18 protein-coding genes are annotated in these 26,619 nt (G+C 66.0%); 12 read left to right on the forward strand and 6 right to left on the reverse strand.

Translation table 11 applies throughout. The features are described 5' to 3' along the window. Positions 1-322: 322 nt before the first annotated feature. Positions 323-2,092 carry an acyl-CoA dehydrogenase C-terminal domain-containing protein gene (locus ACILRA_RS03940; protein WP_395660787.1) on the reverse strand — a complete coding sequence of 590 codons (1,770 nt, stop codon included), beginning with the start codon at positions 2,090-2,092 and terminating at the stop codon, positions 323-325. A 10-nt stretch (positions 2,093-2,102) separates the two neighbouring features. Continuing rightward, positions 2,103-3,491 (reverse strand): L-serine ammonia-lyase, encoded by a 1,389-nt coding sequence (locus ACILRA_RS03945; RefSeq protein WP_395660788.1) that lies wholly within the window; start codon positions 3,489-3,491, stop codon positions 2,103-2,105. Between the two features lie 171 nt (positions 3,492-3,662). On the opposite strand from ACILRA_RS03945, the gene ACILRA_RS03950 reads away from it, so the two are divergent. From ACILRA_RS03950 to ACILRA_RS03985, 8 genes are all read left to right on the forward strand, one after another. Beyond that, the gene (locus ACILRA_RS03950; protein WP_395660789.1) at positions 3,663-4,541 is read left to right on the forward strand and encodes a DMT family transporter; all 879 of its coding nucleotides are present in this window, start codon (positions 3,663-3,665) and stop codon (positions 4,539-4,541) included. A gap of 121 nt (positions 4,542-4,662) precedes the next feature. Then, on the forward strand, positions 4,663-7,107 hold the full coding sequence (locus ACILRA_RS03955) for a glycogen/starch/alpha-glucan phosphorylase (protein ID WP_395660790.1): 2,445 nt from the start codon (positions 4,663-4,665) through the stop codon (positions 7,105-7,107). 15 nt (positions 7,108-7,122) lie between these two features. Then, entirely contained in the window at positions 7,123-9,318 is a 2,196-nt protein-coding gene (glgB, locus tag ACILRA_RS03960) for a 1,4-alpha-glucan branching protein GlgB (RefSeq protein WP_395660791.1), read from the forward strand. A gap of 25 nt (positions 9,319-9,343) precedes the next feature. Then, complete coding sequence (gene glgC, locus ACILRA_RS03965; protein ID WP_395660792.1) at positions 9,344-10,609, forward strand: glucose-1-phosphate adenylyltransferase; 1,266 nt, start codon at positions 9,344-9,346, stop codon at positions 10,607-10,609. Continuing rightward, complete coding sequence (glgA, locus tag ACILRA_RS03970; RefSeq protein WP_395660793.1) at positions 10,606-12,045, forward strand: glycogen synthase GlgA; 1,440 nt, start codon at positions 10,606-10,608, stop codon at positions 12,043-12,045. The genes glgC and glgA overlap by 4 nt, the downstream gene beginning before the upstream one ends. Positions 12,046-12,054: 9 nt before the next feature. Further along, positions 12,055-13,671, forward strand: a complete 1,617-nt coding sequence (locus ACILRA_RS03975) for an alpha-D-glucose phosphate-specific phosphoglucomutase (protein WP_395660794.1) — start codon at positions 12,055-12,057, stop codon at positions 13,669-13,671. 5 nt (positions 13,672-13,676) lie between these two features. Next, positions 13,677-17,465 (forward strand): glycogen debranching protein GlgX, encoded by a 3,789-nt coding sequence (gene glgX / locus ACILRA_RS03980; protein WP_395660803.1) that lies wholly within the window; start codon positions 13,677-13,679, stop codon positions 17,463-17,465. Beyond that, a complete protein-coding gene (locus ACILRA_RS03985; RefSeq protein WP_395660795.1) occupies positions 17,462-18,049 on the forward strand; it encodes an NUDIX domain-containing protein in 588 nt (195 codons plus the stop codon). The genes glgX and ACILRA_RS03985 overlap by 4 nt, the downstream gene beginning before the upstream one ends. Here the strand turns inward: ACILRA_RS03985 and ACILRA_RS03990 are convergent. Further along, on the reverse strand, positions 18,006-18,833 hold the full coding sequence (locus ACILRA_RS03990; protein WP_395660796.1) for a MaoC family dehydratase N-terminal domain-containing protein: 828 nt from the start codon (positions 18,831-18,833) through the stop codon (positions 18,006-18,008). The two genes, ACILRA_RS03985 and ACILRA_RS03990, sit on opposite strands and share 44 nt — an antisense overlap. A gap of 267 nt (positions 18,834-19,100) precedes the next feature. Between ACILRA_RS03990 and ACILRA_RS03995 the strand changes: the two genes are divergently transcribed. Next, positions 19,101-20,105, forward strand: coding sequence for a dihydroxyacetone kinase subunit DhaK (locus ACILRA_RS03995; protein ID WP_395660797.1), 1,005 nt, complete (start codon positions 19,101-19,103; stop codon positions 20,103-20,105). 158 nt (positions 20,106-20,263) lie between these two features. Here the strand turns inward: ACILRA_RS03995 and ACILRA_RS04000 are convergent, their stop codons facing one another. The 3 genes from ACILRA_RS04000 to ACILRA_RS04010 form a co-directional block, all read right to left on the reverse strand. Further along, entirely contained in the window at positions 20,264-21,013 is a 750-nt protein-coding gene (locus tag ACILRA_RS04000; protein WP_395660798.1) for a TSUP family transporter, read from the reverse strand. 66 nt (positions 21,014-21,079) lie between these two features. Continuing rightward, on the reverse strand, positions 21,080-22,687 hold the full coding sequence (locus ACILRA_RS04005) for a phosphoenolpyruvate carboxykinase (protein WP_395660799.1): 1,608 nt from the start codon (positions 22,685-22,687) through the stop codon (positions 21,080-21,082). A 129-nt stretch (positions 22,688-22,816) separates the two neighbouring features. Further along, positions 22,817-23,527, reverse strand: coding sequence for a HugZ family protein (locus ACILRA_RS04010; RefSeq protein ID WP_395660800.1), 711 nt, complete (start codon positions 23,525-23,527; stop codon positions 22,817-22,819). A gap of 109 nt (positions 23,528-23,636) precedes the next feature. On the opposite strand from ACILRA_RS04010, the gene ACILRA_RS04015 reads away from it, so the two are divergent. The 3 genes from ACILRA_RS04015 to ACILRA_RS04025 are packed head-to-tail and all read left to right on the forward strand — an operon-like array spanning position 23,637 to position 26,615. Then, positions 23,637-24,335: a response regulator transcription factor gene (locus ACILRA_RS04015; protein ID WP_395660804.1), complete on the forward strand. Its 699-nt coding sequence runs from the start codon at positions 23,637-23,639 to the stop codon at positions 24,333-24,335. 26 nt (positions 24,336-24,361) lie between these two features. Further along, a complete protein-coding gene (locus tag ACILRA_RS04020; protein WP_395660801.1) occupies positions 24,362-26,158 on the forward strand; it encodes a stimulus-sensing domain-containing protein in 1,797 nt (598 codons plus the stop codon). Further along, positions 26,151-26,615, forward strand: a complete 465-nt coding sequence (locus ACILRA_RS04025; RefSeq protein WP_395660802.1) for an HPr kinase/phosphorylase — start codon at positions 26,151-26,153, stop codon at positions 26,613-26,615. The genes ACILRA_RS04020 and ACILRA_RS04025 overlap by 8 nt, the downstream gene beginning before the upstream one ends. Positions 26,616-26,619: the final 4 nt, after the last annotated feature.

The following is a 26,619-nucleotide window of genomic DNA, read 5'->3' on the forward strand; positions in this document are numbered from 1 at the left end:
GCCCTCATCCGGCCTGTCGGCCACCTTCTCCCATCGGCTGTGCCGACGGGAGAAGGGAAGAGGGGAACAGCTTCACCCCAAGGCCTTCGCCATCGTGCTGCTACACATCGTGTCGAGCGCGCCAAGGACTGAGGTTCGCGGCATCAACAGACTGTTTTGTCTTCTTCCCTTCTCCCGTCCGAAGGATGGGAGAAGGTCCCCGAAGGGGGGATGAGGGCCTCTTTCAACGAGTCCTGCCGCCTGCAAGAGCCCTCATCCGGCCTGTCGGCCACCTTCTCCCATCGGCTGTGCCGACGGGAGAAGGGAAGAAGGGAACGGTGCCTCAGAACATCGCCTCGTCCAGCTCCATCACCGATGACGCGCCCGCCACGATCTTTGCATGCAGTGCAGCCGTGTCCGGCAGGATCCGCTGCATGAAGAAGCGGGCGGTGGCCAGCTTGGCGCGGTAGAAGTCATCATTGCCCTTGGGCGCCGCCACCTCCGCCGCGCGCGCCCAGAGATAGGCAAGGGAGGTGAGTGCGAAAAGGCGCATGTAGTCGACGGCAGCGGCACCCGTCTCTTCCGGATGTGCGGCCGCGCGCTCGCGGATGACATGGGTTGCATCTTCCAGAAGATCATGCGCGGCGGCAAGCGGCGCGATGAACTCCGCAAGCCGGTCGTCTGCCTCGCGGGATTCGACATATGCCGTGACCGGACCCGAGAAGCTCCCGAACAGGTTGAGGTGCAGGATCTTGCGGCCGAGAAGATCCATTGACTGGATGCCGTTGGTGCCCTCGTAGATCTGGGTAATGCGCACGTCGCGCACATGCTGTTCCTGACCATTGGCGCGGATGAAGCCGTGGCCGCCCAGCACCTGCACGCCGAGATTGGCAACCTCAGACCCGCAATCGGTGAGGAAGGCCTTCACCACCGGCGTCATCAGCGCCACCACGTCATCGGCGCGCTTGCGGACGGCTGCATCGGGGTGGCGTTCAGAGACATCCAGCGCCTGGGCCGTCCACAGTGCCAGCATGCGGCAGCCTTCGGTCAGCGCCCTTTGTGTCAGCAGCATGCGGCGCACGTCCGGGTGGACGATGATGGGATCTGCCGGCTTCCCGGCATCGCGCGGGCCCGAGGGGGCGCGGCCTTGGGCGCGTTCACGCGCATAGGCCACGGCATTCTGGTAGGAGGCCCCGGCGATGGCGAGGCCGTGGATGCCCACAGCAATGCGCTCGGTGTTCATCATGGAGAACATGGCTTTCAGGCCCTGGTGCGCTTCGCCCACCAGCCAGCCCAGCGCGCCATCGAGGTTCATGACGCAGGTCGGGCAACCGTGGATGCCCATCTTTTGTTCGACAGCGCCGCAGGAGATGGCGTTGCGCGCGCCAAGGGAACCATCCTGGTTGACGAGGACCTTCGGCACCAGGAACAGGCTGATGCCTTTCGAACCCTTGGGCGCATCGGGAAGGCGCGCCAGCACGAAGTAGATGATGTTGGGGGTGAGGTCATGCTCGCCCGCCGAGATGAAGATCTTGGTGCCGGTGAGCGCGAAGGAGCCATCAGGCTGCGGCACGGCCTGGGTCTTGAGAAGCCCGAGGTCGGTTCCGCAATGGGCTTCGGTGAGGCACATGGAGCCCGACCATTCGCCGCTGGCGAGCTTCGGGCCATGGAGCGCCTTCTGCTCAGCATTGCCGTGATCGTTCAGCAGAACATAGGCGCCGCGCGTCAGGCCAGGGAACAGGCCGAAGGACAGGCACGCGCTGTTCAGCATCTCCTCGAACAGGAAGTTCACCATGTGCGGCATGCCTTGGCCGCCATGCTCGGGCGCGGCGGTGAGGGCGGGCCAGCCACCCTCGACGAGCCGGGCATAGGCTTGCCGGAAGCCCTGCGGCGTCGTCACCCGGCCCCGGTCGAAATGAACGCCTTCCTCGTCCGCGCTGCGGTTCAGCGGATAGACGACGTCCGCGCAGAAGCGGGCGGATTGCCCGAGCACCGCCTCCACCACGTCACGCGAGAGGCCTTCGAACCCGGGCAGCTTGGTGTGGCCTTCGAAGTCGAGAAGCTCAAAAAGGCAGAAGAGGTGATCGCGGAGCGGGGCTTGGAACTGCGGCATAACCGGAAGTTCAGCACTCCACGACGTTGACCGCAAGGCCGCCGGTGGACGTTTCCTTGTAGCGCTCACTCATGTCGAGGCCCGTCTGGCGCATGGTTTCCACACAGGTGTCGAGCGGCACGAAATGCGTGCCGTCGCCGCGGAGCGCCAGCGAGGCCGCCGTCACCGCCTTTACCGCGCCAAACGCATTGCGCTCGATGCAGGGCACCTGCACGAGGCCGCCGACAGGGTCGCAGGTCATGCCGAGATGATGCTCGAGCGCGATTTCGGCGGCATTTTCCACCTGCTCGTTGGTGCCGCCAAGGGCTGCGCACAGCCCCGCGGCAGCCATGGCGGAGGCGGAGCCCACCTCGCCCTGGCAGCCGACCTCGGCACCCGAGATCGAGGCATTGTGCTTGATCAGGCCGCCGATCGCCGCGGCAGCGAGCAGGAAGGAGCGGATGCCGTTCTGGTCGGCCCCCAGGCAATGGTCGAGATAATAGCGGATGGTGGCGGGAATGACGCCCGCCGCGCCGTTGGTGGGTGCGGTCACGACCTTGCCGCCCGCCGCATTCTCCTCGTTCACCGCCATGGCATAGACGGAGAGCCAGTCCATGAGCTGGTGCGGCTGGATGGCGTTGTTGCCCTGCTCGGCTTTCAGCTTGGCATGGATTTCGGCAGCACGGCGCTTGACCTTGAGGCCGCCCGGAAGCGTGCCGGTCATCACCAGGCCACGGTTCATGCAGTCGCGCATCGCGGCCCAGATTCGATCGAGATTGGCGTCGAGCTCTTCCGCACCTTGCGTGATACGTTCATTGGCGCGCTTCATCTCCGCCACGGAAAGGCCCGAGCGGCGTCCCATATCCAGCATCTCGGCGGCGGTGCTGAAGGGATAGGGCACGCCCACCGGCGGTTTTTCCGCCTTGCCCGCCATGACGGAGGCCGTACGCTCGGCTTCCGTCTGCACGAAGCCGCCGCCGATCGAAAAATAGGTTTCCGACAGCAGCGTGTTGTTGTCATCATCGAGGATGCGGAACACCATGCCGTTGGCATGGCCCTTCAGTGCCGGCCCGAAATCGAAGATGACGTCGCGCGCCGGGTTGAAGGCCACGGCATGTGCGCCCGCAATCGTCACGCTGCCGCGTTCGGCCATCTGGCGCAGCACGTCGTCCACCCGGTCCGGATCCATGGTCTGGGGCTTCTCGCCCGCAAGCCCCAGAATCACCGCACGGTCCGTGCCGTGGCCCTTGCCGGTGAAGGCGAGCGAGCCATGCAGCGTCACGGTCAGGCGCCCGGTGCGCGGCAGCGATTCTGCTGCTGCCGTGTCGAGAAAGCGCTGCGCGGCCACCATCGGCCCCACCGTGTGGGAGCTCGACGGCCCGATGCCGATCTTGAACATTTCGAAGACAGAGAGAAACATGGAAACCCTTCCAAGCATGGCTTGCAGCCCGCAGCATAGCCCAGTTGGCCGCTTTTTGCGCCGGAAACGTCAGCCGCGGGAAGGACGGCCCAAGACACTTTTGCAGTTCCGGCGGGTTGGCAATCATGCTGTAAACTCAGCCTGCGGCGGCGCTGTGCCAGCCGGGGAGGGATGTCCGCCAAGATGCTTGCCGTGCTGTTCGGCGTTTTCGCCGCCCTGTGCTGGTCGGTTCACGACCTGATCGCGCGGTCGCTGGCCGCCCGCATCGGCGCCTTCCGCATGGCAGCACTGGTCATGATCTCCGGCGGCGTCCTGCTGTCGCTCTATGTCGTCTATCTCGGCACGATCTGGAATGCCTCCGGCGAGCAGCTGATGTCGGGCTTCGTACTGGGCCTTGCCTATGGCTTCGGCGTGGGCGGGCTGTTCAAGGCCTTCAGCCTTGGCCCCGTGTCTCTCGTCGGGCCGGTTACCGCGGGCTATCCGGTGCTGGCGGTGCTGTGGGGCGTGTTCAATGGTCTCGACCCGACACCACTTCAATGGGGTTGTGTCGCAGCGACACTCATCGGTGCCATCATCGTGGCGCGCTCCGGCACTGAGGATGGCGGCATCAACGCGGTCGAACCCGGCAAGATGCCGACGCTGCTGCTGTTCGCGGCCATCGCGGTGCTGGGCTATTCCTCGTCCATCGTTCTGGGGCAGCATGCCGCGGTGACGGTGGGCGAAAGCGAGGCAACCTGGCTGTCGCGCGCGACGGCGCTCGTCACCATCCTCCCCTTCATGCTGAGCGAGGGAAAGCATGCGCCACTCACCCGCGCCCACTGGAAGGGCATCTTCATCATGGGCGGACTGGACGTTCTGGGGGTGATCGCCGTCAATGCCTCCGGCCACCTTCCCGGCAAGGAATTCGCGGGTGTCGGCATTTCGGCCTATGGGGCGATATCGGTCATTCTCGCCATGATCTTCCTCAAGGAGAAGGTCTCGCCCGGGCAGTGGTTCGGGCTGGCGCTGATCGTCGGCGCCGTCGCCACCATGTCGATCAGCCAGGCCTGACGGCAAAGGCTGCAGGCCAGATATGCCTTGTTTGCGGCAATCGGGGTGAATTATCCTGAAGCCTTCAGCATTCCGCCCGCAATGGAGCGGCGCCCACAGTCATGGACCAGAAGAAACCGACATGAACAAGCCCGCCCCGCGCGCCTCCGACCCCGAGACGATCCGCGCCGAAATCCTGGAAAAGCTCACCTATGCGATCGGCAAGGACCCGGCCGTCGCCAAGCGCCATGACTGGCTCAACGCCACGGTGCTGGCGCTGCGCGACCGCATCATCGACCGCTGGATGGAATCAACCAGGGCCGCCTACCAGGCCAAGGCCAAACGCGTCTATTACCTCTCGCTCGAGTTCCTGATCGGCAGGCTGCTGCGCGACGCGCTGAACAACCTCGAACTCAACGGGGCCTTCACCCAGGCACTGCAGGACCTCAATGTCGACTTCGACCTTGTTGCCGCCCTCGAGCCGGATGCGGCGCTGGGCAATGGCGGGCTGGGGCGCCTGGCCGCCTGCTTCATGGAGAGCATGGCGAGCCTCGGCATTCCCGCCTACGGCTACGGCATCCGCTATAACCACGGCCTGTTCCGCCAGAAGATCAAGGACGGCTGGCAGGTGGAACTGCCGGAAAACTGGCTCGAGCACGGCAACCCCTGGGAGTTCGGGCGGCGTGAGGCGGCCTATGAGATCGGCTTCGGCGGCCAGGTGGTCTTGGGCATCGAGACCGGCAACCGCCAGCAGCGGAAGTGGAAGCCCGCGGAAAAGCTGGTGGCCTCCGCCTGTGACACGCCGGTCGTCGGCTGGCGCGGCAAGCGGGTCAATACGCTGAGGCTGTGGACGGCACGCGCCATGGACCCGATCCGCCTCGACGCCTTCAACAGCGGCGACTATGCGGCAGCCCTTGCCGAGAGCAACAAGGCGGAGATCATCACCCGCGTGCTCTATCCCGCCGACTCGACCGCCGCCGGGCAGGAGCTTAGGCTCCGGCAGGAGTATTTCTTCACCTCCGCCTCGCTGCAAGACATCATCCGCCGCCACATGCAGCAATATGGCGAGGTGCATTCGCTGGCGGAGAAGGTGGCGATCCAGCTGAACGACACGCACCCGGCCATCGCCGTGGCGGAGCTCATGCGCATTCTCGTCGACAACCACGGCTTCGACTGGGACGAGGCCTGGGACATCACCAGGGGCTCGATCGGCTACACCAACCACACGCTGCTGCCGGAGGCGCTGGAAAGCTGGCCCGTCCACCTGTTCGAGCACGTGCTGCCGCGCCACATGCAGATCATCTACCAGATCAACGCGCGCCTCATCGCCGATGCGCAGAAGCGGCCGGACTGCACGGCCGAATTCCTCGCCTCCGTCTCGCTCATCGACGAGCACAATGGGCGGCGCGTGCGCATGGGCCAGCTCGCCTATGCGGGCTCGCACTCGATCAACGGCGTGTCCGCACTCCACACCTCGCTGATGAAGCAGAGCGTATTCCGCGATCTCAACACGCTCTACCCCGGCCGCATCAACAACAAGACCAACGGCATCACGCCGCGGCGCTGGCTGCTGGGCGCCAACCCGCAGCTTGCCGCCCTTCTTGACGAGAGCATCGGCCAGTCGGTGCTCGACGATGCGGAGCGGCTTGTGGAGGCCAGGCGCTTCGCCACTGATGCGGGCTTCCGCCAGCGCTTTTCCGCCATCAAGCGGCACAACAAGGACGAGCTTGCCAACCTGATTGCCGCGCGGATGGGGATCAGGGTCGATCCTGCCGCCATGTTCGACGTCCAGGTGAAGCGCATTCACGAATACAAGCGCCAGCTCATGAACATCCTGGAGACGATCGCCCTCTACAACGCGATGCGCGCCCACCCGGACAAGCCCTGGGCGCCCCGCGTCAAGATCTTCGCCGGCAAGGCCGCGCCCAGCTACGCGCAGGCCAAGCTCATCATCAAGCTCATCAACGACGTGGCGCAGGTGGTGAATGGTGATCCTGCCATCCGCGGGCTGCTGAAGGTGGTGTTCATTCCCAACTACAATGTGAGCCTGGCGGAAGTGATCGTACCGGCCGCCGACCTCTCCGAGCAGATCTCGACGGCGGGCATGGAGGCCTCCGGCACCGGCAACATGAAGTTCGCGCTGAACGGTGCGCTCACCATCGGCACGCTGGACGGGGCCAATGTCGAGATCATGGAGCATGTGGGCCGCGACAACATCGTGATCTTCGGGCTCACGGCCGAGGACGTGGAGCGCAAGCGGCGCATGGGCCATGACGCCCGCGCCACGATCGAGGCCTCGCCCCACTTGCGCGACGTGCTGGCCCAGCTGGCCTCTGGCGTGTTCTCGCCCGATGATGCCGGCCGCTACAGGCCGATCATCGACTCCCTCTACAATAGCGACTGGTTCATGGTGGCGGCCGATTTCGATGCCTTTGCCACGGCCCAGCGCCAGGTGGCGGACATCTGGCGGCAGACGGAAGACTGGACGCACAAGACAATCCTCAATACGGTGAGCATGGGCTGGTTTTCTTCCGACCGCACCATCCGCGAATATGCCCGGGAGATCTGGAACGTTCCTGTTGCCTAGGAGTTGATTCGCGAGATGGCCGATCCCGACTGGAAGACCAGCGCCGCCGAGATCGAGGCCATTGTCTTGGGCCACCACGGCGATCCCTTCGCGGTGCTGGGCCTTCATCACACCGGCAGGCTCTGGGTGGCGCGCGCCTTCGTGCCGGGTGCAGCGGAACTGGAGGTCTTCGCAGAGGACGGCGGGAAGCTGTGCCGGCTGGACCTGCGCCACAGTGCCGGATTCTTCGAGGGCCCCGTTCCGGTGAAGGACCGGCAACCGCTCGTCTACCGCGCCAGCAACGCCGGTGGCGAATGGACGGTTGAGGATGCCTATCTGCTGGGCCCCGTGCTGGGGCCGCTCGACGACTATTATATCGGCGAAGGCAACCATCTCCGCCTCCATGACAGGCTGGGCGCCCACCCGATGCGCCATGAAGGCCACGCGGGCGTGCATTTTGCCGTGTGGGCTCCCAATGCCTCCCGCGTGTCCGTAGTGGGCGACTTCAACGGCTGGGACGGCCGCCGCCATGTGATGAGGAAGCGCCGCGACACGGGCGTGTGGGAGATCTTCATTCCCGGCGCTGCAGAGGGTCAGTGCTACAAATATGAGCTGCTGGACGCCGCCGGACGGTGCTTGCCGCTGAAGGGCGACCCGATGGCCTTTGCTGCCGAGATGCGGCCGAAGACCGCCTCGAGGGTGGCCCGAACGGATGACTTCGCATGGACCGATGACGCCTATCTTGCGGACAGGAAACGCCGTGATGCGCGCCGCCTGCCGATGTCCGTCTATGAGGTGCACCTCGGCTCCTGGCGGCGGCGTGATGACGGCGGTTTCCTGAGCTATGGCGAACTGGCGGATAGGCTGATCCCCTATGTGGCGGAGATGGGCTTCACCCATATCGAGCTGCTGCCCGTCAGCGAGCATCCCTTCGACCCGTCATGGGGCTACCAGCCAACGGGGCTTTTCGCGCCGACCTCGCGATTCGGCGATCCCAGAGGCTTCGCGCGCTTCATCGACCGCGCGCACCAGGCGGGGATCGGGGTGATCCTCGACTGGGTTCCAGCCCATTTCCCGACCGATGAGCATGGGCTGGCGATGTTCGACGGCACCGCACTCTACGAGCACGCCGACCCCCGCCAGGGCTATCATCCGGACTGGAACACCGCGATCTACAATTTCGGCAGGCGCGAGGTTGCGAGCTTCCTGCTCAACAACGCGCTGTTCTGGCTCGAGCGCTACCATGTGGACGGGTTGCGCGTCGATGCGGTGGCCTCGATGCTCTATCTCGACTACTCGCGCAAGGAAGGCGAGTGGATCCCCAATGAGCATGGCGGCCGCGAGAACCTCGAGGCGATCGCCTTCCTCCAGCGGGTGAACCACGAGGCCTATGGCCAGAACCCGGGCATCGTGACCATCGCCGAGGAATCCACCGCCTTTCCCGGCGTCTCGCAACCAACCTCCACCGGCGGGCTGGGCTTCGGCTTCAAGTGGAACATGGGCTTCATGCACGACACGCTGAATTATCTCAAACGTGAGCCCATCCACCGCAAGCACCACCACAATGACCTGACCTTCGGCCTGCTCTACGCCTTCACGGAGAATTTCGTGCTGCCGCTGTCACATGACGAGGTGGTGCACGGCAAGGGCTCGCTCCTCAACAAGATGGCGGGAGACGGCTGGCAGAAATTCGCGACACTCAGGGCCTATTACGCCTTCATGTGGGGCTATCCCGGCAAGAAGCTGCTGTTCATGGGCCAGGAGCTTGCCCCATGGGGCGAATGGTCGGAGGCGCGCGGCCTCGACTGGCATCTCCTCGACGAGGCCCCGCACCGGGGCGTGCAGGCACTGGTGCGGGAGCTCAACCGTTGCTACCGCGACACCCCCGCCCTCCACGCCCGCGACTGCGAGCCTGACGGCTTTGAATGGCTGGTGGCGGATGACCGGGAGAACTCGGTCTATGCCTGGGCGCGCCATTCGGGCACCGGCGGCCCCATGGTGGTGGTCGTCAGCAACTTCACGCCCGTGCCGCGCCATGGCTATGTGCTGCCGCTGCCTGCGGCGGGCCGCTGGCGGGAAATCCTCAACACCGATGCCGGTGAGTATGGCGGCAGCGGGCTCGGCAACATGGGCGCGGTGGTGGCCGTGCCCGAATCTTCACATGGCAAGCCCGCCCATACGAAGGTGACCTTGCCACCGCTCGCAACCTTGTATTTCATGCTGGATAGCTAGAGACGGGACGAACAGGGAGAACCGCATGGCCGAACACCGCAGGACCGGACCGCTGGCGCGCGATGCCATGGCCTATGTGCTGGCCGGAGGGCGCGGCAGCCGCCTGATGGAACTGACCGACCGGCGCGCCAAGCCCGCGGTGCCCTTCGGCTGCAAGTCCCGCATCATCGACTTCGCGCTGTCCAACGCGCTGAACTCCGGCATCCGCCGCATCGGTGTAGCGACTCAATACAAAGCGCACAGCCTGATCCGCCACATGCAGCGCGGCTGGAACTTCTTCCGGCCGGAGCGCAACGAGAGCTTCGACATCCTGCCCGCCTCGCAGCGCGTCTCTGAGGACCAGTGGTATGCGGGCACCGCCGACGCGGTCTACCAGAACCTCGACATCATCCTGAGCTACGGGCCGCAATACATGGTCGTGCTGGCGGGCGACCACATCTACAAGATGGACTATGAGCTGATGCTGCAGCAGCACGTCAACTCCGGCGCCGATGTGACGATCGGCTGCCTCGAGGTGCCGCGCATGGAGGCAACAGGCTTCGGCGTGATGGCGGTGGACGAGCAGGACCGCATCACCGCCTTCGTCGAAAAGCCCAAGAACCCGCCCGGCATTCCCGGCAACCCGGACATGGCGCTGGCCTCCATGGGCATCTATGTCTTCGAGATGGCGAAACTCGCCGAGCATCTGCGCCGCGATGCCGCCGACCCCAATTCCAGCCGCGATTTCGGCAAGGACATCATCCCCTGGCTCGTCAGCAACGGCAAGGCGGTGGCCCACCGTTTCACCGCGAGCTGCGTGCGCTCGGAATACGAAACGGAAGCCTATTGGCGCGATGTCGGAACCGTCGATGCCTATTGGGAAGCCAACATCGACCTCACCGAAACCCTTCCCGCCCTCGACCTCTATGACCAGAACTGGCCGATCTGGACCTATTCGGAAGTGACACCGCCCGCCAAGTTCGTGCATGACCTCGAAGGCCGCCGGGGCTCGGCCGTTGCCTCCCTCGTCTCGGGCGGCTGCATCGTGTCGGGCGCCTCGATCAAGCGCACCATCCTGTCGCCCAATGTGCGCGTCAATTCCTTCTCGGCGCTGGAAGAATCGGTTGTGCTGCCCTCCGTGCACATCCACCGCAATGCGCGGCTGAAAAAGGTCGTGATCGACACCAGCGTGGTGATTCCCGAAGGCCTCGTCGTCGGCGAAGATCCGGAGCTCGACGCCAAGCGGTTCCGCCGCACGCCGTCTGGCATCTGCCTCATCACCCAGCCGATGATCGACCGCCTGTCCGCATGAGGATTTTCGCCGCCGCATCAGAGATCTTCCCGCTGGCGAAGACCGGCGGCCTCGCCGACGTGACAGGAGCGCTTCCCGGCGCGCTCGCAGGCCACGGCGTGGGCGTCGTCACTGTCGTTCCGGGCTACCCCGCCGTGATGGCGGCGCTCGAGGATCATGCCGTGGTGCATGGCTATGCCGATCTCTTCGGCGGCAAGGCGCGGCTTCTCAAGGGCCGCGCCCGGGGTCTCGACATCATCGCCGTCGATGCGCCCCATCTCTACGACCGCGCGGGCAGCATCTATCTCGGACCCGACGGCAAGGACTGGCCGGACAATGCGCGCCGCTTCGCCGCCCTTTCGAAGGCGGCAGCGGAGCTGGCCTGCGGCAAGGCCGGAGAGGACGGCGCCGGCATTCTCCACTGCCATGACTGGCAGACCGCACTCGCCCCTGTCTATGTGAAGTTCGCCGGCGGGCCGAAGCCGGCAAAAACCGTGATGACGGTGCACAACATTGCCTTCCAGGGCCAGTTCCCGGCCTCGATCTTCGGCACGCTGGGACTGCCAGCCCAGGCCTTCGCCATCGACGGCCTCGAGTACTACGGCAATGTCGGCTTCCTCAAGGGAGGGCTCGCCACGGCAGACCGGATCACGACGGTGAGCCCCAGCTATGCCCAGGAAATCTGCACGCCGGAATTCGGCATGGGCCTCGACGGGCTGCTCCGCGCGCGGCGGGACGTGCTGACGGGAATCGTCAACGGCATCGACGAGGCGGTGTGGGATCCAGCGCGTGACCCGCATGTTCCACAGACCTATGGCGCAAAGACGCTCGACAGGCGTGCCGCCAACAAGCGCGCCGTCGAACAACGCTTCCAGCTCACCCCAGGCGACGGCATCCTGCATGGCGTGGTCAGCCGCCTGACCTGGCAGAAGGGCATGGACATCTTTGCCCAGTGCCTCGACGCGATGGTGGCGGGCGGCGCAAGGCTGGCGCTCGTCGGCACCGGGGAAGCCGACATCGAGAAGGCGATCCTCGCCGCCGCCCAGCGCCACCCCGGCCGCATCGGCGCCGTACTTGGCTATGACGAGGGCCTGTCGCACCTCATCCAGGCGGGCTGCGACACCATCCTCGTGCCGTCGCGCTTCGAACCCTGCGGGCTCACGCAGCTCTACGGGCTGCGCTATGGCTGCCTGCCGGTCGTGGCGCGCACCGGCGGCCTCAACGACACGGTGATCGACGCCAATGACGCGGCCATCAAGGCGGGCGTGGCCACCGGCTTCCAGTTCTCGCCCGTCGACCAGGAAACGCTGGCGCATGCGCTGGGCCGCGCCGCGGAGTGCTACGCAGATCCGTCCCTGTGGCGCGGTATGCAGAAGCGCGCCATGGCCTCCGACGTGTCCTGGTCGGGCAGCGCAGCCGCCTATGTCCAGCTCTACCGCAATCTCCTGAAGGCTTGAGCCATCGCCATGATCCGCACCATCGCCACCACACCCTTCGACGGCCAGAAGCCCGGCACCTCCGGCCTGCGCAAGAAGGTGACGGTCTTCAGCCAGCCGCACTATGCCGAGAACTTCATCCAGTCCGTCTTCGATGCGCTGGAAGGCTTCGCAGGCCAGACGCTGGTGATCGGCGGCGACGGCCGCTTCTACAATCCGCAGGTCATCCAGACGGCGATCCGCATGGCGGCGGCCAATGGCTTCGGCCGCGTGATGGTGGGGCGCGGCGGGCTGCTGTCAACACCTGCAGCCTCGCACCTGATCCGCAAGTACCGCGCCTTCGGCGGCATCATCCTCTCGGCCAGCCATAATCCAGGCGGGCCCGACGGCGATTTCGGCATCAAGTACAATGCCGCCAATGGCGGGCCAGCACCCGAGAAGCTCACCGACACGATCTTTGCCCGGACACGGTCAATCACGCAGTACTCCATCATCGACACGCCGGACATCGACCTGAGCCGCACCGGCGAGACGAAGGCCGGCAACATGACGGTTGAGGTCATCGACCCTGTCGCCGACTATGCCGCGCTGATGCAATCGCTTTTCGACTTCGATGCGATCCGCGATCTGATCCGCTCCGGCTTCACCATGAAGTTCGACGCGATGGGGGCCATCACCGGGCCCTATGCGCGCCGCATCCTCGAGGAGATGCTGGGCTTGCCCGAGGGTACGGTGATGAACGGAACGCCGCTTCCCGATTTCGGCGGGCACCACCCCGATCCCAACCTCGTCCATGCCAGGGAACTCGTCGACATCGTGATGCCGCCGGGCGGACCTGACTTCGGCGCGGCATCGGACGGCGATGGCGACCGCAACCTCATCATCGGGCGCGGCATGTATGTAACGCCCTCGGATTCGCTCGCCATCCTTGCCGCCAATGCAACGCTCTGCCCTGGCTATGCAAGCGGGCTTGCGGGTATCGCGCGCTCCATGCCGACGAGCACGGCGGCGGACCGGGTGGCGGAGAAACTCGGCATTGCCTGCTTCGAAACACCCACCGGCTGGAAGTTCTTCGGCAACCTGCTCGATGCCGGCAAGGCCACGATCTGCGGCGAGGAGAGCTTCGGCACCGGCTCCAGCCACGTGCGCGAAAAGGACGGGCTATGGGCCGTCCTGATGTGGCTCAACATCCTCGCCCGCCGCCGCCAGGGCGTGGCCGGGATCGTGACCGCCCACTGGCGCGAATATGGCCGCAACTATTATTCCCGCCACGACTACGAAGAAGTCGACGCGGCAGCCGCGGGCCAGCTCATGGACGCGCTGCGTGGCAGCCTTTCCGCGCTCACCGGCCAGCACGGCATCACTGCCGCCGATGACTTTGCCTATGACGACCCGGTGGACGGATCGCGCAGCACGGGGCAGGGCATCCGCCTGATGTTCGAGGATGGCGCGCGCATCGTCTACCGCCTGTCCGGCACCGGAACATCGGGCGCCACACTGCGCGTCTATATCGAGCGCTATGAACCCGATGCGAGCCGACACGCCACCGGCACGCAGGAGGCACTGGCGTCCCTGATCGCGCTGTCGCGTTCTCTGGCGCAGATTGAGCGCTACACGGGCCGCGCCGCGCCGACGGTGATCACCTGAACGCGCTGCCCTTTCCGCCCGGCGTCACGCTCACCACAGACGGTGCCCATGTGGCCGTGGTCTCGCGCCATGCCACGCGCGTCCTCGTCTCGCTCTTCGAGGGCGGGACGGAGATGGCGCGCCATCCGCTGGCCTCGCGGCTGGGCGATGTGCATTTCGGTTTCGTGCCCGGGCTGAAGGAGGGCATGCACTATGGGCTGCGCGCCGAGGGGCCGTGGGCGCCCGCAGAGGGACACCGCTTCGACCCCGCGAAGCTGCTGCTCGACCCCTTTGCAACCCGCATCACATCCGCCTTCGCACATCACCCCGATCTCATGCGTTACGGTGCTGAAACATCCGCGCTCGTGCCGAAGGCCATCGCGGGCCATGCCGCCGCCGATGCCGCCCCGCTGCCGCCCGCCCGGCCACGTTTCATCTACGAGATTCCCGTCAAGGCCTTCACCCGGCTTCACCCCGCCGTTCCGCCGGAGAAGCGCGGCACGGTAGCCGCCCTTGCCGAACCCGCCGTCATCGCGCATCTGCAGCGGTTAGGAGTCGATACCGTCGAACTCATGCCGCTTGCCGCCTGGATCGACGAGCGTCACCTGCCGGCGCTCGGGCTGTCAAACGGCTGGGGCTATAATCCCGTGAGCCTCATGGCGCCGGATCCGCGGCTGGCGCCGGGCGGATTGCCCGAGATCCGTGCCGCCGTTGCGGCACTGCACGAGGCCGGAATAAGGGTGATCCTCGACATCGTGCTCAACCACACGGGCGAGAGCGATGCGCAGGGCACAACGCTCTCGCTGCGCGGCCTCGACCATATGCTCTACTACCGCCATGCGGGCGCAGTGCTGGTGAACGACACGGGCTGCGGCAACACCCTTGCGCTGGACGAGCCGCATGTGGTGCAACTCGCCATGGACGCGATGCGCAGCTGGGTGAGCCGCACCGGCATCGACGGCTTCCGCTTCGACCTCGCGGCGGTGATGGGCCGCACGGCATCGGGCTTCAGTGCCGGCGCGCCGCTGCTCGCAGCCATCGAGCAGGATCCGCTTCTCTCCCGCCTGATCATGATCGCGGAACCCTGGGACGTGGGGCCGGGCGGCTACCGCCTCGGCCAGTTTCCGGCGCGCTGGCTGGAATGGAACGACCGCTACCGCGACGAGGTGCGCCGCTTCTGGCGTGGTGAGCCCGGCGCCGCGGGCGCCTTCGCCACGCGGATTGCGGGCTCCTCCGACATCTTCGGGGCAAGCCGCCGCAAGCCTTCGGCGAGCGTCAATTTCCTCGCCGCGCATGACGGCTTCACGCTGCGCGATGCGGTGACCTTCACCACCAAGAACAACCATGCCAATGGCGAGGACAATCGCGACGGCAATTCCCATGAGCCGGTCTGGCCTGGTGGAGACATCCGGGCGCTGCTGGCCACGCTGTTCCTCTCCCGCGGCACGCCGATGCTCACCGCGGGCGACGAGTTCGGCCGCACGCAGGTCGGCAACAACAATGCCTATGCCCAGGACAACGAGACCACCTGGCTCGACTGGGTGAAGGCTGACGAGCGGCTGCTCGGCTTCACCGCAGCGCTGGCCCAGCTGCGCCGTGCGCTTGCAGGCTTTTTCCCAGACAGGTTTCTCACTGGCGAAGCGCCGGAGGACAGCCACTTTCCCGATGCGGAATGGTTCGGCGCCGGCGGCGGACCCATGCAATGGAACGTGCCTTCCGCGCCCTTGCTTGGCCTGATCCTCGCGGACGGCAGGAAGCGGCTTGCCATCGTCTTCAACCGCGGCGCATCGGCCTCCGCACCCCTGCCGCACCGGGAGGGGCACCGCTGGGTCCGGCTGTTCTGCAGCGCGCAGGGTGAGGACAGTCCGTCTGCCAGCGTCTCCGTCCATGCGGAGGAGCGGCTGAAGACGGCGGGCGTTGCCGATGACGACATTGCCGAACTCGCCGCCCGTGCCGGGATCGAGCGGGACTGGTGGGAGGTCGACGGCACCCATCACCGCGTGAGCGTGGAGACGCAGCGGGCCCTGCTTGCGGCCATGGGGCTCGCCTTCGCGGACGAGGAGGACCTATGCCGCTCCCTCGCGCGGCTCTCAGCGCCCGGCCCGCTCGTCGCCGGGGCGGGCGAAGACATCAGGCTTCTGGAACCAGCGGAACACCGCCGGCTGATCATCATCGAGGGCAGCGCGGGCGGCGCGCGCGCACTTGAGGTTCCGCCGGGCGTTGCCGCAACGGCGCGGCTGGAGCCGGGGCGCTACCGGATCTCCAGCGAGGGGGTTCAGCTGCGCGATGTTCTCGTCAGCCCCGGCCGCTGTTACCTGCCGGAGGACATCGCGGCGGGGCGGCGGGTCTTCGGGCTTGCCTCCCACCTCTATGCGCTGCGCCACCGGGGCAGCGAGGGCATCGGCGACTTCGAGACGTTGAGCAGGTTTGCCGGGCTGAGCGCCGGCACCGGCGGGCGCTATGCGGGGCTCAACCCGTTGCACCACCTTTTTCCCTCCGACCGGAGCCGTGCCAGCCCCTACCAGCCCTCCGACCGGCATTACATCGATCCGCTCTACATCAGCATCGCGCGGCTTCTCGATGATCTGGCGCTGCCGGAGACAGCGCGCCTTGCCGCCGAAAACCGCGCCACCTTGGAAAGCCTCGACCGGCTGCCGCTTGTCGACTATCCCGCCGTTTGGGCGGCGAAATCCCGCGTGCTGGAGCGGGCCTTCGCCGAATTCACCGGCAGCCCCGGGTTCGACGCCTTCCGCCGCGAGGGCGGCGAAGCGCTGGCGGCCCACGGCCGCTTCGAGGCCCGTCGGATGGGCGAGGCCGTGACGGCAGACCGCATCGCCTACCGCGCCTTCCTGCAATGGCTGGCCCAGGCCCAGCTTGCGGAGGCCGCGCGGCACGGCAATCTCTATCATGACCTGGCGCTGGGCTGCGCCTTCGACGGCGGCGAGATCGACGGGCAGCCCGCGGCATTCGCCACGGGCGTCTCGATCGGCGCTCCGCCGGATCCGTTCTCGGCTTCAGGCCAGGTATGGAACCTGCCGCCATTCTCTCCGCTTGCCCTGGCCCGCGAGGCGATGGAGCCGATGCGCCGCGTCATCGCCGCCAACATGCGCCATGCGGCCGCACTCCGCATCGACCACGTGCTGGGCTTTGCCCGCCAGTTCTGGGTGCCCGAAGGCGCCGAAGGACGTGACGGTGCCTATGTGCGCTTTCCCCTCGATGCCCTGATCGCGGTGACGGCCCTCGAGAGCCAAAGGCACCGCTGCCTCGTCGTGGGCGAGGACCTCGGCACCGTTCCGGACGGGCTTCGGGAAAGTCTGACCGCGGCAAACATTTTCTCCTACCGCGTGCTGTGGTTCGAGCGAGAGGGGCCGGGCTTCAAGCCACCGGCAAGCTACCCGGCACGCGCACTGGCCTGCCTCGCCTCGCATGATCTTCCGACCTTCACCGGATGGCGCGCCGGGCGCGATATCGGGATTGCCCAGGCGATCGGCCAGGTGGCGGCAGCGGATGTTCCCGCACGGCTGGCCGCGCGCGCCGCGGAGGCGGGCCTGCTCGACACAGCTGCCAATGCAGGCGGGGACGACGAGATCTCAGCCAGCGCCGCCGTCCACCGCCTCGTGGCGCAAACACCCTCGCAGATCATGATGGTGCAGGCTGACGACCTGAGCGGCGAGGCCGACCCCCTCAACGTTCCGGGCACAGACCGCGAATGGCCCAACTGGCGCCGGCGGGTGGACGTGCCGGTCGAAGACCTTGGCGCAAGCGCGCGTGCCAGGGCCATTCTCACGGCAGTGAAGCAGGAGCGAACGGAATGACGCGTCGTGTAAGGATCGAGAAGGTAGAGCCTCTTTCGCATAACTGGGTGAAGCTCGACCGCTACACTGTTCGCTACACGCGCCAGGACGGCACGGAGGAGACGCTGATGCGCGAGGTCCACGACCATGGCCACGGCGCGGGCGTGCTCCCTTATGATGCGCGGCGCGGCACGGTCCTGCTGGTCAGGCAGTTCCGCCTGCCGGCTCATCTCGCGGAGGGCGGGGACGGCTTCGTCATCGAGGCCTGCGCGGGCCTGCTCGACGGCGACAGCCCTGCTGCCTGCGCCAGGCGCGAGGCTGAGGAAGAACTGGGCTTCAGCATTTCCGGTCTCCGCCACATGGCGACCACCTACGCGACACCGGGCTGCGTGACGGAGCGGATCGTACTGTTCCTCGCGGATTACAGCCATGAGGCAAGGATCAGCGAGGGCGGCGGGCACGCCCATGAGGGCGAGGACATCGAGGTGCTTGAAATGACCTTCGACGACATGCGCGGCATGGTGAAGGATGGCCGCATCTGCGATGCGAAGACGGTGATGCTCAGCCTGTTCCTTGAACGCGAGCTTGGCCTTCCGCCGCTGTGAAGCCGTCCGTCCGGATGATGCGGGTTTTGGCGCCGTCGGCTTCGAAACTGATGCCGAAGCGGCTCCCGCCATAGAGTGGCAGCAGGCAGCGGTAGAGGAAATTCCGGGGCGTTCCGCCCATGTGCCGGGCGGCCAGGTTGAGCATGAGCGTGGCCTGCAACGGCCCGTGCACCAGCAGGTTCGGATAGCCCTCCTCCATGGCATGGGCGAGGTCATAGTGGATGCGGTGGCCGTTGAAGGTAACGGCGGAAAAGCGGAACAGGAAGAGGGACGAGGCATCCACCGTCATGTCCGCTCCCAGCAGGTCCTCGCTGGAGCCAGGAAGCGGCGCCTGGGCGGCGGCCGCCTCACGGAAGACGAGATCCTGGCGCTCGCGGATGGCGAGGCTATCCTCGCCCTCGATCTCGTGCAGGATCGAGACGAGGCAAAGCTCACCCGAACCGCCGTGCTTGTAGCGGATGTCAGCGATGCGCGAGGTGCGGCGGATGTTTTCGTTCAGGCGCAGCGGGCGCAGGGTCTCGATTGATCCCCCCGCCCACATGCGCCGCGGCAGGGCGATAGGCGGCAGGAACAGCCCCTTGCGCTCAGCGCCATCAGGGCCAATGTCCTTGGGCGCGGTAAAGGCCGGCGCCAGGCAGAAATGAAAGCCCGGCGGGCAGACATACTCGCTCGTCTCGTGCAGGTAGGGCGACAGGCTTGCGCGGTATTCGGCAAGCAGGCGGCGCGTTACCACATCCTCCCGCGTGACACTGCGGCCGATCCAACCCTTGAAGTCCTGTTCCACTCAAATCGCCCCCGGAAAACCCCCGAGCCGGACCCGGCCGGACCAGGCCAGGCGCTGCCGGCGAATCCCTGCATGCATCATGGCAGCAAGGATTAGAGCATCGCGCACGAAACTGGAAACCACTTTTGCGATAAGGTCCTGCTCAAGCAATTGATCTTGCGCGCGTTCTTGTCGACCTGTGAGTCCACCTGGCCGAAACGCGCGCGAGCGGGCTTCAAGCGGCACGGCCTGCATGATAAGCGGGAGGAACATCGCGAGGGGAGCGGAATGAAGAAACCAAAGAAGATCCTCAACGACCCGCGGCGGGCGACGGAGGAAATGATGGAGGGCCTGGTGCTGGCCTATGATGGCCGCGTCGGGCGCGTGGAAGGGCACGGGGCCCTGTTCCTGAAGGACATGCCGGAAAACAAGGTGGCGCTGCTCGTCGGCGGCGGCAGCGGGCATGAGCCGATCTTCGGCGGCTTCCTCGGGCACAATCTGGCCGACGGCGCGGCCTGCGGCGAGGTCTTCACCTCGCCCTCGCCACAGACCATCTGCGCGGCGGCGCGCGCCATCCACCGCGGCCGGGGCGTGGTCTTCGTCTACGGCAACTATTCCGGTGACAACATGAACTTCGACATGGCGGCTGAAATGCTTGCCGCGGAGGGAATCGAGACCCGCACCATCCGCGTCTGCGACGACGTAGCCGTCGGAAGCCCCGGCAACCGCGACGAGCGGCGCGGCATCGCGGGCGATGTGTTCGTGATCAAGGTGGCGGGCGGCGCCGCTGCGGAACTGGCCGGCCTCGAGGCCGTGGCGCGCGTCACCGCCAGGGCGGAAGCCAACACCCGCTCCATGGGCGTTGCCGTGTCACCGGGTTCGCTGCCCGAGTCGGGCAAGCCCACCTTCGAGCTCGGCGATGACGAGATCGAGATCGGCATGGGAGCGCATGGCGAGAAAGGTGTGAAGCGCCAGATGCTGTCGACCGCCGACGACATCGCCAACCAGATGATGGCGGCGATCCTGCGCGATCTTCCCTATGCGCGGGGCGACGAGGTAGCACTTCTCATCAACAATCTCGGCGCCTCGACAATGTTCGAGCTCCTGATCGTGAACCGCCGCGTGCGGCAGATCCTTGCAGCGGAAGGCATCACGGTGCACCGGAGCTTCGTCGGCTCCTATCTCACCTCGCAAGAGATGGCGGGCTTCTCCATCTCTCTCATGAAGCTGGACCCGGAGCTCAAGCACTATCTGGACCTTCCGAGCGCCTCTTTCGGCTTCACCAGCCTCTAGACACGGGAAGAGTGGCGGATAGATCTCATTTTGTCGCCCGCCGCTCCAGCGCGCGTTCCGACCAGGTGGAATCACCTGGTCGAAAAGAACTCGCGCAAGATCAATAGCTTGAGCATGATCTTATCGCAAAAGTGGTTTCCACTTTTGCGGATCATGCTCTAACGCCAGACCGGCAGGCTGGTCGTGACTGAGATAGCGATCAGCAGCAGGGAGAGCCGGCGGAAGCTTTCCGGGCTTGCGAGGCCGAAGGCGCGGGCGCCGAGGAAGAGTCCGGCCGCATAGGCCGGCGCCACGGCGGCCGCGAGCCACAGGCTCTGCGCCGTGATCAGCCCGGCCGCGAGATAGCTCACGAAGGCGAAGACGGTTGTTGCGGCGAAGAACAGGATAATGCTCGCGCGCATGGTGTCATGCGCCTGCCTGCCGGAGAGCCAGTAGGCGACAACCGGCGGTCCACTCAGCTGCGCCAGGCCGCCGAACAGCCCCGAGACGCCGCCCACCAGCGCGGTCACCCCCGGCCGCGGCTCGCCGTGATAGCGCCAGCCCGATGCGAGCAGCACCAGCATGGCGAAGGCAAGCCCCGCGATGATCCAGCGCAGAACCAGCGGGTCTGCATGGTTGAGGACGAAGGTGCCAAGCGGCACGCCCGCGGCAGCACCCGCAGCCATGAGGGCCACATCCGTCCGGCGCGCCAGCTTCCAGGCCCGCGGGAGAAAGCCCAGCGACAGGATGCCATCAGCCACCAGCAGCACGGGTGCAGCAAGCGCCGGTGTGACCAGGGCGCTTGCCGCTGGCATGAAGATCAGCGCGGCGCCGAAACCGGAGAATCCGCGCGCCAGCCCGGCCACCCCGGCAACCAGAATGGTGAGGAGAAGCGTCGGTATGCTGAAGGCGTCGAAAAGGGTGTTCACAGGAGATCCGGACGGGGTGCCGGGCTTCCATGAGCCCGGCCCGCCTCCGGCGCAAGCCCCTGTTTCCTACTCTGCGGCGATCTGGGCCGTGGGGCTTGCAGCCCGCACATCGGCTTCCACCATGGCGTCGAACTTCGTGAAGTTCGTCACGAACATGCCGACGAGCTTGCGGGCCATGGCGTCATGGGCGGCCTTCTCAGCCCAGGTCTCACGCGGGTCGAGGATCTTGCTGTCGACCCGCTCGACGCGCTGGGGCACGGCGAAGCCGAAATGCCGGTCAGTGCGCATTGGCACGTTGTCGAGCTGGCCTTCGAGGGCCGCGTTGAGGAGTGTGCGCGTCACCTGGATCGGCATGCGATGGCCCTCGCCATAGGCGCCGCCCGTCCAGCCGGTGTTCACCAGCCAGCAGGACACACCATGCCTGGCAATGAGCGCGCGCAGCAACTTGCCATAGACGCCGGGCGCGCGTGGAATGAAGGGAGCGCCGAAGCAGGTGGAGAAGGTGGCCTGCGGCTCCGTGACGCCGCGCTCGGTGCCCGCGACCTTTGCGGTGTATCCGGAAAGAAAGTGATACATCGCCTGCGCCGGGGTGAGCTTCGCGATGGGCGGCAGCACGCCGAAGGCGTCGGCCGTCAGCATCACGATGGTACGGGGGATCGGCGCCATGCCGGTCCGGCTGGCATTGGCGATGGCGGACAGCGGATAGGCGGCGCGCGTGTTCTCGGTGAGCGACCCGTCGTTGAGGTCGAGCCTCCTGGTCTGCGGGTCGATCGTCACGTTCTCGAGCACTGTGCCCCACATCTCCGTCGTGGCATGAATCTGCGGCTCGGCCTCCTTCGAGAGCTTGATGACCTTGGCGTAGCAGCCACCCTCGAAGTTGAAGAGGCCGCTTTCCGACCAGCCATGCTCATCGTCGCCGATCAGCATGCGCGAGGGGTCGGCGGACAGCGTGGTCTTGCCGGTGCCCGAAAGGCCGAAGAACACGGCGCTGTCGCCCCTGGGGCCCATATTGGCCGCGCAGTGCATGGGCATCACGCCATGCGCGGGCAGGAGGTAGTTCAGCACGGTGAACACCGCCTTCTTCATTTCGCCCGCATAGTGCGTGCCGCCAATGAGCACGAGGCCGTTCGCGAGGTCGATGGCGATCACGGTCTCGCTGCGCGTGCCGTGGCGGGCGGGATCCGCCCTGAAGGAGGGGAGATTGACAATTGTGAGCCGGGGCGCGAAGCCCGTGCGGTCCTCCGGCACGATCAGCAGGTGCTGGATGAAGAGGGCATGCCAGGCGAATTCGGTGATGACGCGGGTCGGCAGCCGATGGGCGGGATCGGCCCCGCCTGACAGATCCTGAACATGGAGAGCCTTCAGCCTGGCATGGGCCATGAAGTCCTTGCGCAGGGTCTCGAAGGCGTCCCGGCCCATGGACCTGTTGTTGTCCCACCAGATCGTGTGCTCGGTTGTGGCGTCGCGCACGATGAACTTGTCGTTGGGGCTGCGGCCGGTGTGCTGGCCAGTGGTGACGGCAAGGCCGCCGCCCTCCGCCACCAGCCCCTCACCCCTCGCCACCGCCTCCTGGTAGAGCACGGGCGCTGGGGCGTTCCACGAAAGCTTGCCCGCCCAGGTCAGGCCAAGGGCGGTCAGTTCGGCACGGAGGAGGGCCTCGGTCGCTGTGTCCATCGGGTTCTCCTGAGGTTGGATGCACAACTCTAGAGACCGGAATTCAGGTCCTGCAAGGAAAAAATGATTATAATGCTGATTTCACCTCATTCTTGTGCGGTATCGTACATCATTTTCTGAATGCAAAGCCTAACCTTCGGTCTGCTTGCCCAGGTCAGCCAGGAGCTTGCGCAGTGCCCCCGCACTGTAGACGGGCGTGGAGAACGGCAGGCGCAGGACCTCCTCACCCCGGCGCAGATCGGCGCCGTCCGTATCGATTCCAGCGATTTTCCAGCCGCCGGGGCTGGCGCCCAGAAGCCGGGCGGCATAGCGCTGGATGGCATCCTCATGGTCCTCGTTCATATGCGCGATGGCGCCCTCCTCCAGCGCTGACATCTCATCGGCTGAGGGAAACATCTCATCCGCCGGAATGGTTTCGATCCGGCCAAAGCCCGCAACCGCATGGGCCCGTTCCGGCTCCATGCGCCAGAAGGCGAAGTCGGCGAAGCCGGCGTAGAGTTCCGCTGCCGGGTGGCGGGCCAGATAACGGCGGCGGAGCGCTGCGTCCCCCGACTTCACGAAACGGCCCATCACGCTCACCCGCGGGCCCGTCAGCGCATCGCCGGATGCCGGCACCTCGGCGACCATGAGGCTTGCCCTGGCGTCGGCCGCCAGGTTCCTGGTGTGCCAGGCGAGGGTGGAAATCAGCAGCAGGGGCATTCCCTGCACATCCGTCGCCACATTCACCAGCGAGGCATAGGGAATGCCATCATCGGCATTGAGCGTGGCGAGCGTCGCCGTTCGCGCCCTCCGCAGGAGGTTGCGGGCCTCCCCGGCACTGAAACTTCTCCGTTCATTCATGTTCACACCTCGCAATTGTGCAGGCAAGCACTTATCATCTATGCCACATTTTGCTCCAGTTCCGCCCCTAGTGCCAAAGCAAGGACACAGTTGAAGGATGAACAAGAAGATGCCGACGATCGCCCTGGTCGACGATGACCGCAACATTCTGACATCCGTGGGCATGGCGCTCGAGAACGAGGGCTACAGCGTCCAGAAATATAACGACGGCGCCGCGGCACTCCAGGGCCTGCAGGACAATCCGCCGGACATGGCCATCTTCGATATCAAGATGCCGCGCATGGACGGCATGGAACTGCTGCGCCGCATCCGCCAGAAGTCGGATCTGCCGGTCATCTTCCTCACCTCCAAGGACGACGAGATCGACGAGCTCTTCGGCCTCAAGATGGGGGCTGACGACTTCATCAAGAAGCCGTTCTCGCAGCGGCTCCTCGTCGAGCGCGTCAGGGCCGTGATGCGCCGCGCCGTCAACCGCGACGTGACCCAGACCCCGCAGGAGGCCGCGAAGGTCATCGAACGCGGCAAGCTCGCGATGGATCCTGATCGCCATTCCTGCACCTGGGATGGCAAGCCGGTGACGCTGACAGTCACGGAATTCCTGATCCTCCAGTCGCTCGCCCAGCGCCCCGGCATCGTCAAAAGCCGCGATGCGCTGATGGACGCGGCCTATGACGACCAGGTCTATGTCGACGACCGCACGATCGACAGCCACATCAAGCGGCTGCGCAAGAAGTTCAACGCGGTCGATCCCGACTTTGACGGCATTGAAACGCTCTACGGCGTGGGCTACCGCTTCAAGGAGCAATAGGAGGGCCGTGACGGCCCAGTTCCCCGATGCTTGACAGGGTGACGCCTCCCGAGCCCACCGACCGTGCCGATGCCGAAGACCCGGCTGAGGCGGCGGAGCGCGACACTGCGCCCGCAACAATCGGCTGGATCCGCAGGCTGGCGCCGCAGCGCCTGACCACGCGCATCGTGCTTCTGAACCTGCTCGGCCTCATCATTCTGGTGGCCGGCATCCTCTACTTCAACCAGTTCCGCCAGGGGCTGATCGATGCGCGGGTGCAGAGCCTCACCACGCAGGCGCAGATCATCGCCGCGGCCGTGGCGGGCTCGGCCACAGTCGACACCGGCTCGATCGTCATCGATCCCGATTCGCTGGCTGACAGCAATGAGGAGGTTCTGAACTATGACGATCAGACCCAGGGCCTCGATTTTCCGGTCGATCCTGAAACCGCGGGACCGGTGCTGAAGCGGCTGCTGGTAAACACCACGGTCAGGGCCCGCATCATCGACAAGGACGGCAACCTCATCGTCGACAGCCGTTTTCTCTATTCGCGCGGCGACATCGTGCAATCCGACCTGCCGCCGCTCGATCAGCCTGCGCAGGGCTTCACCCCGCTGGCGCTGTGGAACAGGCTGGTGACCTGGACCTTCAGCTACGATTATCCCAAGCAGATCGAATACAGCCTCGATAACGGCCGCGATTTCCCGGAGGTCGCCGCCGCGCTGAACGGCGCCAAGGTCAGTCTCGTCCGCCTCAACGACCGCGGCCAGATCATCGTGCTCGTCGCCGTGCCGGTACAGCGCTTCCGCGCCGTGCTGGGCGCACTCGTGCTCTCAACCACCGGCGGCGAGATCGACGGCGTGCTGCGCGCCGAGCGCCAGGTGGTGCTGATGACATTCGGCTTCGTGGCGCTGGTCACCGTGTTGCTCTCCACGCTCCTCGCCTCGACCATCGCGCTGCCGCTTCGAAAGCTTGCGGCCGCCGCCGAGCGGGTGCGCCGCGGCATCAACAAGCGCGTCGAGATCCCCGACTTCTCCTCACGCGGCGACGAGATCGGCGATCTCTCGGGCGCTGTCCGCGACATGACCAATGCCCTTTACAACCGCATCGCCGCCATCGAGGCCTTCGCAGCGGATGTGAGCCACGAGCTGAAGAATCCGCTCACCTCGTTGCGCAGCGCTGTCGAGACGCTCGCCTATGCCAAGACGCCGGAGCAGCGCGAACGGCTGATCGACATCGTGAAGCATGACGTGAAGCGCCTCGACCGCCTCATCACCGACATCTCAGATGCCTCACGGCTCGATGCCGAATTGGCGCGCGGCGAGGCGCAGGCCTTCGACCTGTCCAAGCTCCTCGAATCGATCGTGAGCTACGCCAACGATACCCGCAAGGAGGAGCAGGCCGAAGTCACCTTCGAGGTCGCCATGCCGCCGCCTGGCATGGACCGCGCCCGGGCCTATGGGGTGATGGGGCATGACTCGCGCCTGGGCCAGGTGGTGCGCAACCTCATCGACAATGCACGCTCCTTCACCAGGCCAGGCACCAAGCTGGCGGTGCGCGTGCGCCGTATCGGCGCCGATGTCGAGTTCCGCGTCGATGATTGCGGCCCCGGCATCAGCCCCGACAATCTGGAACGTGTCTTCGAGCGCTTCTACACCGACCGGCCGGAGGGAAGCTTCGGCTCCAACTCCGGTCTCGGCCTGTCGATCTCCAAGCAGATCGTGGATGCCCACCGCGGCCGCATCTGGGCCGAGAACCGCTACGGCAAGGCGGGTGAGGACGGCGAGAAGCCCGTGCTCGGCGCACGCTTCTTGGTGCGCATTCCGGCGGCAACCAATGCATGAGGAAGCGCTCATCCACGGGACCTGCCTTGCCTTGGGCGATGACGGTGTGCTGCTGCTCGGCGCACCCGGATCCGGCAAGTCCGACCTGGCGCTGCGCCTGATCGATGCCGCCGGCATGGGCCTCTCCGGGGTGGCGCGCAGTGCACGGCTGGTGGCGGATGACCAGGTGGCGATCCGCCGGGCAGACGGCAGGCTGATCGCCTCTGCCCCGCAGGCGCTTGCAGGCAAGCTGGAAATCCGCGGCATCGGCATCGTCGATATTGCGCCGCAGGCCAATGCCGCACTTCGGCTTGCGGTGCGGCTGACGCCGGCTGCCGAGATCGAGCGCCTGCCAGACCTGGCGCAGGCGCGCATGGAGATCCTCGGCATCGCCATTCCGCTGGTGCTGATCGATCCTGAAAAAGCCTCGGCACCCGCCCGAATCCGCGCCGCGCTCGACCATTCTTTTTGGGGGTGAATGC

This window comes from Aestuariivirga sp., from assembly GCF_044239095.1.
Taxonomy (GTDB): domain Bacteria; phylum Pseudomonadota; class Alphaproteobacteria; order Rhizobiales; family Aestuariivirgaceae; genus Aestuariivirga.